The 16,341-nt window shown below is 68.0% G+C and carries 15 protein-coding genes; 5 read left to right on the forward strand and 10 right to left on the reverse strand.

The genetic code is table 11. From position 1 onward, the window contains the following. Positions 1 to 75: 75 nt before the first annotated feature. Positions 76 to 867 carry an SH3 domain-containing protein gene (locus CSW62_RS22345; RefSeq protein WP_099581689.1) on the reverse strand — a complete coding sequence of 264 codons (792 nt, stop codon included), beginning with the start codon at positions 865 to 867 and terminating at the stop codon, positions 76 to 78. Between the two features lie 101 nt (positions 868 to 968). On the opposite strand from CSW62_RS22345, the gene CSW62_RS22350 reads away from it, so the two are divergent. Next, positions 969 to 1,829: a crotonase/enoyl-CoA hydratase family protein gene (locus CSW62_RS22350; RefSeq protein ID WP_099581690.1), complete on the forward strand. Its 861-nt coding sequence runs from the start codon at positions 969 to 971 to the stop codon at positions 1,827 to 1,829. Between the two features lie 3 nt (positions 1,830 to 1,832). Here the strand turns inward: CSW62_RS22350 and CSW62_RS22355 are convergent, their stop codons facing one another. The 7 genes from CSW62_RS22355 to CSW62_RS22385 form a co-directional block, all read right to left on the reverse strand. Beyond that, on the reverse strand, positions 1,833 to 3,260 hold the full coding sequence (locus CSW62_RS22355) for an alpha/beta hydrolase (RefSeq protein WP_099581691.1): 1,428 nt from the start codon (positions 3,258 to 3,260) through the stop codon (positions 1,833 to 1,835). Positions 3,261 to 3,335: 75 nt separating this feature from the next. Continuing rightward, positions 3,336 to 4,097 (reverse strand): MipA/OmpV family protein, encoded by a 762-nt coding sequence (locus CSW62_RS22360; protein WP_099581692.1) that lies wholly within the window; start codon positions 4,095 to 4,097, stop codon positions 3,336 to 3,338. Positions 4,098 to 4,165: 68 nt separating this feature from the next. Continuing rightward, entirely contained in the window at positions 4,166 to 5,404 is a 1,239-nt protein-coding gene (locus CSW62_RS22365) for a pentapeptide repeat-containing protein (RefSeq protein WP_099581693.1), read from the reverse strand. 148 nt (positions 5,405 to 5,552) lie between these two features. Then, the gene (locus tag CSW62_RS22370; RefSeq protein WP_099581694.1) at positions 5,553 to 5,753 is read right to left on the reverse strand and encodes a hypothetical protein; all 201 of its coding nucleotides are present in this window, start codon (positions 5,751 to 5,753) and stop codon (positions 5,553 to 5,555) included. Between the two features lie 20 nt (positions 5,754 to 5,773). Continuing rightward, entirely contained in the window at positions 5,774 to 6,733 is a 960-nt protein-coding gene (locus tag CSW62_RS22375) for a magnesium transporter CorA family protein (RefSeq protein WP_099581695.1), read from the reverse strand. 65 nt (positions 6,734 to 6,798) lie between these two features. Next, positions 6,799 to 7,500, reverse strand: coding sequence for a CHAP domain-containing protein (locus tag CSW62_RS22380; RefSeq protein WP_099581696.1), 702 nt, complete (start codon positions 7,498 to 7,500; stop codon positions 6,799 to 6,801). Between the two features lie 67 nt (positions 7,501 to 7,567). Further along, on the reverse strand, positions 7,568 to 8,665 hold the full coding sequence (locus CSW62_RS22385) for an acyltransferase (RefSeq protein WP_099581697.1): 1,098 nt from the start codon (positions 8,663 to 8,665) through the stop codon (positions 7,568 to 7,570). A gap of 131 nt (positions 8,666 to 8,796) precedes the next feature. On the opposite strand from CSW62_RS22385, the gene CSW62_RS22390 reads away from it, so the two are divergent. Further along, positions 8,797 to 9,585, forward strand: a complete 789-nt coding sequence (locus tag CSW62_RS22390) for a TerC family protein (RefSeq protein WP_099581698.1) — start codon at positions 8,797 to 8,799, stop codon at positions 9,583 to 9,585. 67 nt (positions 9,586 to 9,652) lie between these two features. After that, the gene (locus tag CSW62_RS22395) at positions 9,653 to 11,251 is read left to right on the forward strand and encodes an MDR family MFS transporter (protein ID WP_099581699.1); all 1,599 of its coding nucleotides are present in this window, start codon (positions 9,653 to 9,655) and stop codon (positions 11,249 to 11,251) included. Here the strand turns inward: CSW62_RS22395 and pstS are convergent, their stop codons facing one another. Continuing rightward, a complete protein-coding gene (pstS, locus tag CSW62_RS22400; protein WP_158235478.1) occupies positions 11,252 to 12,265 on the reverse strand; it encodes a phosphate ABC transporter substrate-binding protein PstS in 1,014 nt (337 codons plus the stop codon). Positions 12,266 to 12,394: 129 nt separating this feature from the next. Beyond that, complete coding sequence (locus CSW62_RS22405) at positions 12,395 to 14,554, reverse strand: primosomal protein N' (protein WP_099581701.1); 2,160 nt, start codon at positions 14,552 to 14,554, stop codon at positions 12,395 to 12,397. A gap of 125 nt (positions 14,555 to 14,679) precedes the next feature. Between CSW62_RS22405 and CSW62_RS22410 the strand changes: the two genes are divergently transcribed. Next, positions 14,680 to 15,357, forward strand: a complete 678-nt coding sequence (locus CSW62_RS22410) for a DUF484 family protein (protein ID WP_099581702.1) — start codon at positions 14,680 to 14,682, stop codon at positions 15,355 to 15,357. Continuing rightward, positions 15,354 to 16,283, forward strand: coding sequence for a tyrosine recombinase XerC (locus CSW62_RS22415; RefSeq protein ID WP_099581703.1), 930 nt, complete (start codon positions 15,354 to 15,356; stop codon positions 16,281 to 16,283). Before CSW62_RS22410 ends, CSW62_RS22415 begins: the two co-directional genes overlap by 4 nt. Positions 16,284 to 16,341: the final 58 nt, after the last annotated feature.

A 16,341-nucleotide genomic window follows, 5' to 3' on the forward strand; every position in this document is an offset into this window, starting at 1 on the left:
GGCTTGGCCCCTGGGTCCCGGACAGCCTCTTCGAGGCTTCCGGGATGACAAGGATTGGGAGCTTGGGTTGACGTTCTAAGCCTGGGTCACCTGCCACTCGCCGCGCGTGTCCTTGCAGGCGCTGTAGCGCTGGCTGGAGGCGCGCTGGGCGCCGCCCGACACCGAGGCGTCGATCACGCGGCAGCTGGCGACCTGCTGGCCATAGGGGCGCACCAGGGAGGCGGCGGCATAGCCGGTCGCGTAGCCGTTGCGGCCCACCAGCACCCAGCCGCCCGTCGGAACCACGCCCAGCGCGTCGAAGCTTTCTCCCGCCGCGACCTTGCCGACCACCTTGGCCTTGGTCGACGGACCGGCGCGCAGGTTGGCGTTGGAGCTGGCGACATAGGCGCCGCCGGCGGCCTCATAGCTGGGCAGGCTCTGGACGCCGGCCGAATAGCGGAGGTTGCGACCGTCGATCGGCGGGCCGTAGCTGGACGAGACCACCGCGATACGGCCCGAATTGCCGGTGCGGCTGTTGGACCAGGTCTGGGCGACGCCGGTTTCCAGCGCCTTCTTGGTGGCCTGCTCGGCCAGGGCTGCGTCGGTCGACTGCATGCGGCAGCCGATATAGCCGCCCGCCGCCGCGCCAGCCGCCGCGCCGACCAGCGTACCCAGGGTCTTGTTCTTGCCGCCGATCTTGTTGCCCAGCAGGGCGCCGGCCGCCGCGCCGATCAAGGCGCCGCCTTCCTGCTTGCCGCCCGAGCCTTCGCAGGCGAACAGGCCGCTGAGGCCGCGCGACTGGGCCAGGACCGGGACGGGCGCGGCGAGCAGGCTGGAAGCCGTCACGGCGGCCAGGGCCAGGGCGGTCGCTGTCTTGCGAGTGGTCATCGCGGAGTTCCTCTTCCGTTAGGTCAGTGTTGTCGCCGTCTCCCGCCGGGTTGATAGTCCGTAGTCAACGACACGAAACGTTTCTTGGGGAGACCAAAGGCATGAGCGGCCACGATCAGGACGAGTATAGCTGTTTCAAGGTCGAGATCGAGGCCGGCGTCGCGCACATCCAGTTGAAGCGCCCCGAAGCCATGAACACCATGACACGGCCCTTCTGGAACGAGCTTCCCGCGATTGTAAAAGATATTGATGACAACGCGCGCGCACGTTGCATCGTCATCTCCTCAACCGGCAAGCACTTCAGCGCCGGCATGGATCTGTCGGTGTTCACCGATGACGAGGGCGTCACCGCCCGCCAGGACGCCGACCGCTGGGTGGCCGCCGAAAGCTTCCGGCGCTTCGTGCACGTGCTGCAGGACAGTTTCTCGTGCCTGGACAAGGCGCGGATGCCGGTGATCATCGCCATCCAGGGCGGCTGCATCGGCGGGGCGGTCGACTTCGTCAGCGCCTGCGACATCCGCTACGCCAGCGCCGACGCCTTCTTCCAGATCCAGGAGATCAACATCGGCATGACCGCCGATGTCGGCACCTTCCCGCGCCTGTGCAAGCTGATCCCCGAAGGCTGGGTGCGCGAGCTGGCCTATACGGGTCGCCGCCTGCCGGCCCAGCGCGCCAAGGAGATCGGCCTGGTCAACGAGGTGTTCGACACCCACGAGGCCCTGGTCGACCACGCGCTGGCCACCGCCCGCGAGATCGCCGGCAAGTCGCCGCTCGCCGTGGCCGGCAGCAAGGTGATGATCAACTACGCCCGCGACCACAGCATCGCCGACGCCCTCGACTACATCGCCACCTGGCAGACGGGCATGTTCTCCGGCCCCCACATGGCCGAGGCCTTCACGGCCAAGGCCCAGAAGCGCGACGCGGTCTATCCGGACCTGCTGCCGCTGAAGAAGAAGATGTAGGGGCTACCCCGCGTAGGTGAACGTCATCGGCGTGTCCGCCGCCGGCAGGCAGGTCCGGTCCACAGGCTTGGTCGGATCCTGGAAGAAGCTCCGGATCATCTTGCGCGTGCAGGGGCTGGCGCGGCTGACGCCGTGGGTGGCGTTGGTGACGATGACCACCTGCGAGCCCTTGTAGCCCTTGGCGGCGGCCTTGGTCAGTTCCGGCGGGCAGCCGGGATCGATCTCGGCGGCCAGGAACAGGGTCGGGATGGCGGTCTTGACCGGCTCCTGCTCGGCCTTGGAGATCGAGCCGACATCGATGGCCTTGCAGACGTCGTGGATGCGCTGCATCGACACCACCATCAGGCGGGCGATCGGATCGTTCTGCGTGCCCTTGGCCACGTCAGCGCGGGCCTCGAACGGGATCTCTTCCTTGCACAGGTGGGTCATGAACTGGCCCTCGCTGTAGTAGTCGCGGCTCTCGACGAAGTCGGCGACCGGCGCGACATCGCCCTCGATCACCTTCCACAGATCGCGCGGCAGCACGCCGGCGGTGAAGTAGCTGGCGTCCATCAGCCAGCCGCCCAGGTCGTCGGCGGTGTATGTCTTGCCGTTGACCGTCTGCGGGCCGGCCAGCCAGCGCTCGGCGACCACGGCCAGCTTGGCCTTCAGGTCCGGGTAGCGCTTGGCGCACTCGGCCACGACCGCGCACTTGGCCATGACGATGTCGATCGAGTTGGAGACCATGGCCGGGCCGCCAACGGTCCAGTCGGCCTCGGGCGGCCAGGGCGAGTCCTGGACCACCGCGCGCACGCCCTGCGGCTCATGGGCCTGGATGGCGGCCTCGATGCGGGTGCCGTACGAACCGCCGAACAGGTCGATCTGCTTGAAGCCCAGGAGCTTGCGGAGGTCCTGGACGTCCTTGGCCACCTCGACGGCGTTGTAGCGCGAGATGTCCACGCCCTTGGCCTGGAAGCCCTTCAGGCAAGCGACGATGCCTTGCGCGTCCTGGTCGGTCGGCGGGCCGGCGTCCGTCAGGTGCGTGCCGGGGCAGTCGAGATTGGGGACGGACTGGCCGCCGCCGCGCTGGTCGATGAACACCCAGTCCTGATCGAGGGCGACGAACTCGCGCGAGGCCTTGCTGGTCAGCAGACGCGGCAAACCCCTCAGGGCCGAGCCGCCAGGGCCGCCGTGGAGGTAAATCACCGGCGGCAGGCCAGCCTTGGGCTCGCTGGCGTGGACCACGGCGAAGGCGACCTTGATGCGGCGGCTCTTGGGATCGCCGCGCGTCTCGTCGACGATCAGGTTTCCGCAATCGACCTTCAGGCCGCTGGCCTTGTAGTCACCGGCGCAGGCGGTCTGCTCGATCGCGGGCGCGGCCGCGTGGGCTGATCCGGCCATGGCCGCCAGGGCGAGGACGCCAGTGGCGGCGATCCAGGACAAACGCGACATCGGAGACTCCCACGGTTTTCGTGCATCAACACCAAGGTTAATGCCTACCGCAAGGCTTCAATGCGCGGCCGCCCGCTAGAACCTGTAAGAGACCGACAGCACCGCCGAGGGCTGGGTCGGGTCGAAGACGATCGGGCTCTTCCTGGCGTCGCCGGTCAGCTTGGTGACCGAGCCGGTCGCGCCCAGGCTGACGCGGTCAGTCAGGCGATAGCTGGCGGTCAGCGAAGCCGAGACGTCCTTGATCCCGCCGCCGGGGCGATAGGCCGGGAGGCCCGAGGCCGCGGCCTGGCTGGCGCTGATCCCGAAATAGCTGCGGGTGTAGGCGCCGTCGGCCCAGGTGGTCGACACGCTGGGGATCAAGGTCAGCCGGTCGGACGGTCGCAGCGGCATGGCCAGGGTCGCGTCGATCAAGGCCCCGTCGAGATCGCCGGACAGCACCTTGGTCGCGCCCAGGCTGGCCATGACCATGCCGGCCTTCATATCGGCGGAGATCCGCGCTCCGGCGCCGCCCGACACCCGGCCGACGCCCGTCGGGGCGTCGCGACGGCGGTAGCCTGGCACGAAGGTCACGCCCGCCCCGACATCCACAGTGTCGCCGTCGACCAGATTGGCGCCGATCCCCCGGCGCGAACCGGCGAAGAAGCGGCCGTATTTCAGGTCGATCACCGGGAACGGCAGTACACGATAGTCCTCGGCGCCCTGGTAAGCCGGCGCGTAGATCACCGCGCCGCCGACGACCGTCCGGTCAGACGCGCGATCCTGGGCGCTGGCCTTGGTGGCGAGGCTCACGGCGGTGAGCACGCAGAGCAGCGCGACTGGCGTTAGAGCGTGGATCATACTGCCTCCCTATCGAAATCCGTGTCCGATCATCGACACAGATACGACCTCAACGCGAAGACAGACGTTTAGGCGCCGCCAAAACCCGACGGCATCTCGGCGTCGGTCAGATCCGCCCCCTCGAGGCGGGCGCGGGTCAGGTCGGCCTCGATGAAACGGGCCCGCCGGGCGCTGACGCCCTTCAGATTGGCCCCGCGCAGCACGGCGCGGGTCAGGTCAGTGCGGATGACCCGGTCCTCGGCGATCTTCAGCGGGCCGAGCTTGGCGCCGGTGAGATCGGCGCGCGTCAGCTGGGCGCCGACCAGGCGCGCGCCGCGCAGGTCGGCCCCCCGCAGCTTGGCGCCGCGCAGGTCGGCGCCGGCCAGGTTCGCGCCCTGCAGGTGGGCGCCGTCCAGGTCCATGCCGAAGAACACCGCCTTGGGCGCGGACAGGCCGCTGAGCCGGCGGTCCTTCAGGCGACGCAGGGGGCGGAAGTCGACCTCGGCAAGGTTCGCCACCTTGCCGTCGCGGCCGTCGGATTTGCAGAACAGCTCGTGGGCTTCCAGCACCTCGTTGAGGGGTAGGTCGTCGACATAGAAGATCGGCGGCGGCGCCCGAAGCACCTCGGTCATGTCGGCGTCGGTCAGGTCCGCGCCGCTGACGTCGACCCCCACCATGATGGCCCGGCGCAGCGAGACCTTGGACATCTCGGCATTGTGCAGGTTGGCGCCCGACAGGTCCGCCCCGTCCATGACCGCATTGGTCAGCTTGGCGCCTTGCAGGGTGACGCCCGTGAGGTCGGCGTCGGTGAAGTCGGCCTGACGCGCGAAGGCGCCCGCCATCTGAGCCCCGTTCAGGTTGGCCCCCTGCAGCATGGCGTAGTCCAGCTCGCCCGGCCGCTTGGAATGCTCCAGGATCCGCAGGCCCTTCTCGCCGTCCTGCACGGCGGTGACGCCCTCGCGCAGATCGCAGCCGGAGAGGTTGGCCCCGCCCAGATTGGCCCCGCGCAGGCAGGCGCCGCGCATGTCGCAACGGGAAAGGTCGGCGTCGCGCAGGTCGGAATCGCGCAGGTCGGTCCCATACAGCGTGGCGCGGCTCAGCTTGGCCCGGCGCAGCGAGGCCCCGCCCAGCAGCGCCCCGGTCAGGTCGGCCTCCGAGAGGTCCACCCCGTCCAGCTCGTAGTTGTTCAGGTTGACGTACTGCAGCACCGCCCGGCGGCCCTTGGGCAGGCCCTTCATGTAGCGCCCATGAGCCTCCAGCGCCTCACGCACCACGGAGGCGTGAAGATTGCGGATCAGGCTCGGTCGTGAAGACGCGGCGGCGGGCATGGCGGGTCGCGGAGCGCTCCGGCGAATACGCTGTGAACGGGGAACAGCGCACAACCTACGAGATCAGCTTTAAGCCATCGTTTAGAGCGCGACGAAAAGTCGCGCCTTGCCCATGCTTCCCGTCAAGCGCCCTTCTTGGACCGAGCGCTTATGTGCAGACCCTGAAGCCATCTTTTTCAAGATTGCGGACGATCTTCTCGTCGTAGTCGAAGGATACCTTCACGCGCCAAGTCTGGCCGTGCGGCTTCACAGCGTAATCGATGCTGGAATGGGCGCGCTTGTAGGCGGATCCAGCTGTTTTTGCCTCGCCCTCACTATGAAAGGCTTTGCAGTAAGAAAACAGGATCATGATTTTTCGCGCCGCTATTTCTACAGCCAGCCCTTACGCCGAAACCACAGCAAGGGCGCGGCGGCGGCCAGGATCATCATGCCGATGGCCATCGGATAGCCTTCCAGCCAGTTCAGCTCGGGCATGTGGACGAAGTTCATGCCGTAGATGCCGGCCACCAGGGTCGGGGGCAGGAACATCACCGAGAACACCGAGAACACCTTGAAGATCGAGTTCTGCTCGATGTTGATCAGGCCCAGGGCCGCGTCGAGCAGGAAGGTGATGTTGCTGGCCACGTAGCTGGAATGGTCGGTGATCGACTGGACGTCGCGCTGCAGCGATTTCAGGTGATCGCGCAGGTCCTTGGACCCTTCGAACTGGTCGGCCAGGGCCGCGAAGCTGAGCAGGCGCGCCAGGCTGACCAGGCTGTCGCGAGCCTTGGAATTGACGTTCTGGGCCCGGCCCAGGCGGTTGAGGATGCTCTCGAAGGCCGCGCCGCGCGGGCGGCTGAAGATGGCGCGCGACTGCACCTCGACCTCGGCGGCGGTGCGTTCGAGGATGTCGGCGGTGCGGTCGACGATGGCGTCCAGCAAACCGAGGAAGGTCTGCAGGCCGTTGGGGCACAGGCTGGGCTGGCGCTCGGCCTGGGCGGCGAACACCGAGAAGGCCTTGGGCTCGACATAGCGGATGGTGATCAGGCGCGCGCCGGCCAGCACGAAGGTGACGGGGGCGGCGGTCGGCAGGTCGCCGTCGGCATTGACCAGCACCGTGGCGGTCATGAACGTGCCGCCGTCCTCCTGATAGAGGCGCGAGGAGGCCTCGATCTCGGCCATCTCCTCGCGGGTGGGCAGCAGCAGGCCGATCGACTGTTCGACGGCGACTTCCTCGGCGCGGGTGGGATCGACCAGCTCGATCCAGACGGCGTCGGCCGGCACCCGCCAGTCGGGCGACAGACCACCGGACTCGAAGCCAGGAGCGCCGTGACGGAGGATTCTAAGCATCGCTGGGCGTCCTAGCTGCGGGTCGGGTGTGCCCCGGCCCGCGCTCTAGGTCAACGCGCTCCCGATTACCGAGGGGCGTTCTGCTTGTTGCTCGTGTCGCTCGACGAACCACCGCCAGCGGCGGCCTCGATCAGGGCGGCGATACGATCGGTCGAATCCGCGGCCTGGCCGATGATGTCCAGCGGCGAAGAGCGAACCGAATTGGCGACCTGGTTGGCGGCCTGCTTGGCGGCCGAGACCACGGCGTTCTGGGCCATGGCGATCTTGCTGGTGGCGACGGCGATCTTGGTCGCCTGGGCGTCCTGATAGATGAAGCCGTTGGTCGGATAGACGCTGGTGCCCAGATCGCGGATCGGGTCGTACCAGACCTTGACCTGCGTCCAGTCGCCGTTGGGCGAGACGTCGACGACGGTGACGTCCTTTTCGATCTGGCCGCGATCGCCTTCGATGATCGACCAGTTGGCGTGGGTGACCTGGATGACCCGGTCAGTCAGCACCTGGCTGACGAAGGCCACGTGACCGAGGTTCATGCGGGCGGTAGGCTTGAAGGAGAGAACCGAGCCGATCTTCGGGACCGAGCCCGTGTCGTACTTGCCGGCGGCTTGCGACCACCAAGTGCGGGCGTCGCCAAAGATCTGGATACCCGACATCAGACGGGCGAACGGTACGCACTGCCAATAGCCGTCAGCACTGGCCGTCACCGGCGCAAAGCTGATCATGGCGGCAGCGAGCAGGGAACCCAGAAGGGCCCTGGTCCGTTTCGTCATGCTGTGGGTACTCCCCCGCGTCACTGGGCTAAGGGATAACCCTGCCAGAGACTGGTGAAAAGAGTGTTTATGCCGCACCCGCGAGCGCCAAGCGCCGCTGTTTCCGGTTGGCGGCCAGAGATTTCATCCATTCCCGAGCCGGGTTCTCGATGAAATGGTAGGAAATCGCCGACAGCGGGATCAACGCGGCGACAATTAACACCCAGACCAACAGCGGCAATTTGTCACTCTGGATATTGAACAGCTTGGTCGCGGCATTGATCGCCAGGATCTTCCACGGGATGCAGATCATATAGGTCGAGTAGCTGATCTCGCCTAGATAGACGAAGACTGACTGTCCAGCAAACTCGTAACCGGTCTTGGCGAGGGTCGCGAGCATGAAAATAAGCCCCCCCAGGAGCATCACGATCACCAGATCGGGTGCGGAAAACTGGATCGCGGCAAGCGTGGCCATGCCCAATAAAGCGGCGCCGTAGCCGCTGAGCCGGGTCGGGAATCGGTCCGAACGCCAAAGCGCGTGCAGGGCGCAGCCGAAGGCGAAGCACGGCACGATGCGCAGGGCGCCCCATTGGATGGTCGCCTCGGTCAGCGGAAAGCCGGCCAAGGCCTGGAAGGCAGGGTAGAGCCCGGCGATCACCGCCAGGGCGCCTAGCACCGCGACGACCGGCCGCTCGCGCAGCTTCCAGGCGGCGAAGGCGAAGGCCGGGAAGCTCAGATAGGCGAACCACTCGGCCGAGATCGACCACGAGGCGTGGTTCCAGCCGGCCACCGGCGCGAAGCCCCAGGCATGGACCAGCAGCAGGTTCGCCGGCAGCGACTTCCACGACAGGATGTTCGGATCGACGTTCAGTCCCGCCATCGCGCCGACGATCGCCATGGCGCCAACACCGATCAAGGTGGCCAGGTGCAGCGGATAGACCCGCGCCAGCCGGTTCCACAGGAAGTCGCCGTAGCGGAACCGCCCCTCCCCGAAGCCGCGAAGATAGACGTGGCACAGGATGAAGCCCGACAGCACGAAGAACGCCTCGACCCCCAGATAGCCCTTTTGCGCGACCGCCGGCGTGAAGCCGACGTCCAGATTGGGCCAATAGTGGAACATCACCACCCAGAAGGCGGCGAAGAACCGCAACGCGGTCAGGGGCTTTATGTTGGCGGCGTCCGGCATCGACGGCGTCCCTTAAGGGCCTGCCTTTCCGCCCCCAAGGTGGAAAGATCAGCGTTACCCGCCTATCTCGCTTGTGATACATGTATGCGTACGCGAAACAGCGGCTTGGCCGATAACCTTAGAGAGGACCGATGAACGAACTCCTTAGCCTGGTCGCCGATCCGGCCGCCTGGGCCGCTCTGGTGACGCTGGTCGTCATGGAAGTGGTTCTGGGGATCGACAATCTGGTCTTCATTTCGATCCTGTCGAACAAGCTGCCGCCCGAGCAGCGCACGCGCGTCCGTCGCATCGGTATCTCGCTGGCGCTGATCATGCGCCTCGTCCTGCTGTCGACCATCGCCTTCATCGTCGGCCTGACCGCGCCGGTCTTCGACCTGGGCGTCAACGGCCCGGTCGGCGCGCACGGCGAGCCCGGCTTCGAGACCGCCTTCTCCTGGCGTGACCTGATCCTGATCGCCGGCGGCGTCTTCCTGATCTGGAAGGCGACCAAGGAGATCCACCACAGCGTCGATCCCGGCAACGGCGACGAAATGCTGGAGAAGGACAAGGCCACCGTCGTGATCTCCAATGTCGGCGCCGCGATCTTCCAGATCATCCTGCTGGACCTGGTGTTCTCGATCGACTCGATCCTGACCGCCGTCGGCATGACCGATCACCTGCCGATCATGGTCGCCGCCGTGGTCATCGCCGTCGCCGTCATGATGCTGGCCGCCGATCCGCTGGCCAACTTCATCAACGACAACCCGACCGTGGTCATGCTGGCCCTGGGCTTCCTGCTGATGATCGGCACCGTGCTGATCGCCGAGGGCTTCGGCGCCCACGTGCCCAAGGGCTACATCTACACGGCCATGGCCTTCTCGGCCGGCGTCGAGGGACTGAACATGCTCTCGCGCAAGCGCGGGGCTAAGAAGGACCACTAAGCGCTACGTCCACACCTTGGAGCGTGGTAGGTCGGCGACCCCGGCTTATCACGCTCTCAGGGCCCCGATGACCTCGCAGACTTCCAAGCCACAGGCCTTCACCGACGCCGAGCGCCGCCTGACCCTGACGGCGCTGATGATCGTGTTCCTGCTCAGCGCGCTGGACCAGACGATCGTGTCCACGGCCATGCCGCGGATCATTTCCGAGCTGAACGGCCTCAATCTCTATTCGTGGGTCACGACGTCCTATTTGCTGACCTCCACCGTGATGGTGCCGATCTGGGGCAAGCTGGGCGACATCTTCGGCCGCAAGCCCGTGCTGATCACCGGCATCTCGATCTTCCTGGCCGGCTCGTGGCTGTCGGGCCTGGCGGGCGAGTTCGGAACCATCCTGGGCATGCCGGGCATGGTGCAGCTGATCGTGTTCCGCGCCCTGCAAGGCATCGGCGGCGGCGCGCTGTTCACCACCGCCTTCGCCATCATCGCCGACCTCTATCCGCCGCGCGAGCGGGGCAAGTTCGCCGGCATCTTCGGCTCGGTGTTCGGTTTGGCCAGCGTGTTGGGGCCGATCATCGGCGGCTATTTCACCGACCACGGCACGGTGCAGATCGGGAGCCAGACGATCGCCGGCTGGCGCTGGGTGTTCTACGTCAACCTGCCGCTGTCCCTGCTGTCGCTGTTCATGGTCATCGTGAAGATGCCCAAGCTGGAGCATCGTCGGGCGGGCAAGATCGACTTCCTGGGCGCGGCCCTGCTGATCGCCGCCTTCGTGCCGCTGCTGCTGGCGCTGAGCCTGGGCGGCCACAGCTTCGCCTGGCGCTCGCCGCAGAGCCTGGGTCTCTTCGCCCTGGCGGCCGTGTCGCTGGCCGCCTTCGTGGTGGCCGAGACCAAGGTGTCCAATCCGATCCTGCCGATGCACCTGTTCCAGAACAAGGTGTTCACCACGGCCAACCTGGCCGGCTTCCTGATCTCCATGGCCTTCATGGGCGTGGTGATGTTCCTGCCGCTGTTCCTGCAGCTGGGCCGGGGCGTGCCGGCCACGGTCAGCGGCATGACCATGCTGCCGCTGATGGCCGGCCTGATCATCAGCAGCACGGTCGCGGGCCAACTGGTCAGCAAGACCGGCCAGTACAAGCCCTACATGCTGGCCGGCGCGGCCATCCTGCTGGTCGCGGTGTTCATGCTGCACGACCTGTCGAAGATCCACAGCCTGCCGCTGCTCTGCGTGCTGCTGGCCTTCGTGGGGCTGGGCCTTGGCCCTGGCCAGAGCCTGTTCAACATCGCCACCCAGAACGCGGTCGACCCGCGCGACATCGGCGTGGCCACCAGTTCCAACCAGTTCTTCCGCCAGATCGGCTCGACGGTCGGGGCGGCCCTGGCCGGGACGATGCTGACCGCGCGTCTGGCCGACCTGCCCGGCGGCGGCCTCGACCTCGGCAAGCTGGAAGGCATGGCGGTCAAGGCCGCCGCCAGCGGCCAGGCGGCCCACGCCGACCCGGTGCTGCAAGGCGCGCTGATCAACGCCGTCAGCGGGGTGATGATCGCGGCCCTGTTCGTGATCGCCGCCGGCTTGGCGACGATCCTGATGATCCCCGCCCTGCCCCTACGCTCGCACCAGCCAGCGTCGGGGGCTCCGACACTGGACAAGAGCGAGCCGACGAACTGACTACTTCCAGCGGGCCTGCACCGCGGCCTTCACCGAGGCCGGCACAGGCGCATAGCCCAAGGCCGTGATGGCGGCGTCGCCGTTCGCATAGCCCCAGCTGAAGAAGTCGCGCACCCGCTTGGCGCGGTCGGGCGCGGCGTCGTCGCGCAGCAGGCCGTAGCTGACGAGCACGAGCGGCCAGGTCGCCTTGCCCGGCTGGTCCAGGGTCTGGACGCCGAAGCCCTTGCTGGCGGTCCACGGCGCCGAAGCGGCGAACGACGAGAAGGCGGCCGGCGACGGCGCCACGAACGCCCCGTCATGGTTCTTCAGCGCCACCAGATCGAGCTTGTGGTCCAGGGCGTAGGCGTATTCGACATAGCTGATCGTGCCCATGGTGCCGGACATGATCTCGCTGATCCCGGCATTGCCCTTGCCGCCCAGGCCCGCCGGCCAATTGACCGTCTCGCCGGCGCCGGGGCCCGCCTTCCACTCGGGGCTGACCGACGACAGGTAGCTGGTCAGCAGCAGGCTCATGCTGGCGGGATCGGTGCGGTGCGCCACGGTGATCGGCCAGTCGGGCAGATCGAGGCCCGGGTTGAGGGCCTTCAGCGCCGGGTCGTTCCACTTGCTGATCTTGCCCATGAAGATCGCCGCCAAGGCCTGACCGTCCAGCTTCAGCTTGCCGCTCTCCAGACCCGGGACATTGGTGACCAGCACCGTGCCGCTGATCACGAACGGAAACTGCGACAGGCCCTTGGCCTTCAGGTCGGTGTCCGACAGCGGCATGGCCGTGACCCCGAAATCGGCCGCCTTGCTCTCGATCTGGCTGATGCCGAAGGCCGAGTTCTGACCCGTATAGGCGATCGGCTCGCCACCGGCCTTCTGGTAGTCAGCGATCCAGGCTTTGAACAACGGCGACTGGATCGAACCGCCAGAGCCGGCCAGGGGGGCGGCAGCGGGGGCCGTCTGGGCCATCGTCGAACCGGCCGCGGCGAGGCTGAACGCGAACGCCACCGATGTGAGAAATGATTTCATGGGTCTCCTCCGGCGCGCCTGAGCGCGCCTAGCCTTCCGCGACGGGTTCATCCCTTCGTCGGGCGCCGGACATTGGCCGCATGGTCAAGCTCAAGGAAATGCGACGCGAGGCCGCTGCGACACTTGGGCTCAGAGGAAGCTGTAGGGGTCGATATCGATCACCACGCGGACCGAATTCGGGACCTTCGCCCGCGCGCGCCAGGCGGCCATGAAGCCTTGAAGGTCGACATTGCGCTCGGCCCGAACCAGGAACCGCTTGCGCCGGCGGCCGCGCATCAAGGCCAGCGGCGCGTCGGCGGGGCCGAACACCTCGACCCCCTCGGCATTGGGGATCACCGCGGCCAGGGCGTCGACATAGGCCTCCAGCGCCGCGGCATCCGGCCCCGAGGCGATCACCGCCGCCAAGCGTCCGTACGGTGGCAGGCCGGCGTCCTGGCGCATCGCCATCTCGGCCTCGATGAAGGCGTCGCGGTCCTGGGCGGCCAGGGCCTGCATCACGGCGTGTTCGGGCGAATAGGTCTGCAGCAGCGCCCGGCCCGGCTTCTCGTGACGCCCCGCGCGGCCGGCGGCCTGGGCCAGCAGCTGGAAGGTCCGCTCCCCGGCCCGCAGGTCGCCGCCCCGCAAGGAGAGGTCGGCGTCGACCACGCCCACCAGGGTCAGGTTCGGGAAGTTGTGACCCTTGGCGGCGGCCTGGGTGGCCACGAGAATGTCGATCTCGCCCGCCGCCATGGTCGCCACCAGGGTCTTGGCGGCCTCGGCGTCCATCACCGTGTCGGACGAGAACACCGCGATCCGCGCGTCGGGGAAGATATGCCGCGCCTCCTCCTCGACCCGCTCGACGCCGGGACCGATCGAGACGAGACTGTCCTTGGCCCCGCAGTGCGGGCAGGCCTCGGGCTTCTTCATCGAGAAGCCGGTCAGGTGGCAGACCAGCCGACCGGTATAGCGGTGCTCGACCAGCCAGCTGTCGGTGTCGGGCGACTTCATCTTCTCGCCGCAGGCCTTGCACAGCACCAGCGGCGCATAGCCCCGCCGGTTCAGGAACAGCATGGCCTGCTCGCCGCGCTGCAGCGTCACGGCCATGGCCTTGATCAAGGGCGGGGACAGCCAGCGGCCGGGCTCCGGCGGCGTCTGGCGCATGTCGATCAGGTCGATGTCGGGTAGCTGGGCCGCGCCGTGGCGCGCCGATAGCCGCAGCCAGCGGTAGCGGCCGGCTTGGGCGTTGAACAGGCTCTCCAGAGACGGGGTCGCTGACGCGAGAAGCACCGAGGCGCCCTCGATCTTGGCGCGGGCCACGGCCAGGTCGCGGGCCTGGTAGATGAAGCCCTCTTCCTGCTTGAACGAGCTGTCGTGCTCCTCGTCGACCACGATCAGGCGCAGCTTGCGGAACGGCAGGAACAGGGCCGACCGGGCGCCGACCACGATGCGGGCATTGCCGCTGGCCACCGCCTCCCAGACCTGCCGGCGACGCGGCGGCGAGACGCCGGAATGCCACTCGGCCGGCAGGGCGCCGAACCGCTGCTCGAAGCGGGCCAGCACGGCCTGGGTCAGGGCGATCTCGGGCAGCAGCACCAGGATCTGGGCTTCGGGATCCTCCAGCGCGGCCGCGACGGCCTCCAGATAGACCTCGGTCTTGCCCGAGCCGGTCACCCCGTCCAGCAGCGCCGCCTGGAAGCCGCCGGCGTCCAGCATCTCCTTCATCACCGCGACGCAGGCGGCCTGGCCGGGGTTGAGGTCGCGCGGCGGCAAGGACAGGTCCGGCTGCGGCAGGCCGCGCTCGGGCTCTACATAGTCGACCGCCAGCACGCCCTCGTCCACGAGGCCCTTCACGACACCGGCCGAGACGCCGGCGGCCGAGGCCAGGGCCGCACCCGAGAGCTTCACGCCCTCGGCGGCCGCAAGCACCTTCAGCCGCGCCGGCGTCATGCGGGCGGGCTGGGTTCCGGAAAGGACCAGCACCTTGTCGGGCTTGGGCGGCGGATGGCGCAGGCCGCGCAGAGCCATGGCCAGCGGCCAGCCGGGCAGGTCGACCGAATAGCGCGCCGCCCACTCGACGAAGGCCAGCACGCCCGGCGGCAACGGCGGATCGTCGACCCGGCCCTGGATCACCTTCAGCGGCCGGTTGCCGCCCGTCCCGTCGCGCAGGGCGACGACCACGCCGCGAATCACGCGCGGGCCCAGGGGCACCGCCACATGGTCGCCGATGCTCAGATCGAGTCCGTCCGGCTCGGCGTAGTCGAAGGCCTCCGGCAACGGCATCGGCAGCAGGACGGAAGCGATACGGGACATGACGGCATGCTTTTGCCGCCAAACCGTCCCCAGGTCGAGAGCCGCGGTCGAGTCGTCATCAAGCGGACATTAACCGTCTTGCCCGCTTCATCCGGGCGGAGTGCTTTTTACCGGTGGGGACGACGATGAGCGACGCGACGAACGCCAGCAGAAAACCGGTCGACGCCGAGAGCGTCCGCGACTTCCTGCGCGTCCAGCCGGAATTCCTGCGCCACGACGAAGACCTGCTGGGCGAGCTGGGCCTGAGGGTCGACGCCGCCAATGTCGTCGACTTCGGACCGCGCGCCCTGGCCCGGGCCGCCGCCGCCCACAAGCGGGAGGCCAGCGTCCGCCAGGCGATCGAGGCCAACGCCCGCGCCAACTATTCGGCCCAGGCCCAGACCCACGCGGCGGTCATCGACCTGCTGGACGCCCGCAACCACTCCGACCTGGCCCGCCGCGTCGACGAAATGACCCAGCTGCGATTCGGCCTGGCGACCGGCGTGATGGCGCTGGAGGGCCCCAGCCGAGTTCCGGCCGGCTGGCACATCCTGGCCGAGGGTCAGGTCGACATGATCCTGGGCGAGGCCCCGATCGCCCGCATGGGCTTCTTCGCCCCGGCCCTGCCGCTGTTCGGCGACAAGGCCGAGACCATCCGCAGCATGGCCCTGGTCCGCATGGCGATCTGGGAGCCGCGCCGCGAGGCCCTGGTCGCCTTCGGCTCGACCGATCCGGAAGGCTTCACGCCCGACATGGGCACCGAGCTGGTCAACTTCCTGGCCCGTGTGGTCGAGCGCACCGCCGAACGCTGGCCCGTGTTGTGACCTCGGGCGTCGGGAGCGCTCGCCAGGCCTATGCCGCCTGGCTGGACTACCTGACGCTGGAGCGCCGGGCCTCGCCGCGCACGGTGCGGGCCTATGGCGACAACGTCCTGGCCTATCTGAACTTCCTGGAGCGGCACCGCGGGGAGAGCGTCAGCCTCTCGGCCATGGGCGAGATCTCGGCCGCCGACCTGCGCGGCTATCTGGCCTTCCGCCGCCAGGGAGAGGACGCCCTGGCCCCGCGCTCGATCAGCCAGGCCCTGTCGTCGATCCGCGCCTTCCACCGCTATCTCGATCAGCGCCACGGCGTGGCCAACGCCGCCGTCGAGCTGGTGCGCGGCCCGCGCCTGAAGATCGGCCTGCCGCGTCCCGTCTCCGAGGACCAGGCGCGCGACCTGATCACCGAGGCGGCCGGCGACACCGAGCGCGAGCCCTGGGAGACCGCCCGCGACGAGGCGGTGCTGACCCTGCTGTGGGGCTGCGGCCTGCGGATCAGCGAGGCGCTTTCGCTGACTTTCTCACAGGCCCCGCTGGGGCAGGCCATTCGCATCACCGGCAAGGGCGGCAAGACCCGCATCACGCCCGTGCTGGACGCTGTACGACACGCCATCGACGTCTATCTGAACGAGCTGCCGTTCGTGCTGACCGCCGACGAGCCGCTGTTCCGGGCCAAGCGTGGCGGACCGCTGTCGCCCCGCCACGTCCAGAGTCTGGTCCAGACCCTGCGCGGACGTCTCGGCCTCTCGGATCGGGTGACGCCACACGCCTTCCGCCACGCCTTCGCGACCCACCTGCTGGGCGCGGGCGCGGACCTGCGGGCCATCCAGGACTTGCTGGGTCACGCCTCGCTGTCGACGACCCAGCGCTACACCCAGGTCGACGCGGCTGGCCTTCTGGCCGCCTACCAGGCCGCTCATCCCAAGGCGTGAGACACGCGATCGAGCGCCTGGATGCAGCGGCGCCCCACGCAACCTTGGGCATTAACCG

The sequence above is a fragment of the Caulobacter sp. FWC2 genome (assembly GCF_002742625.1).
GTDB lineage: Bacteria > Pseudomonadota > Alphaproteobacteria > Caulobacterales > Caulobacteraceae > Caulobacter.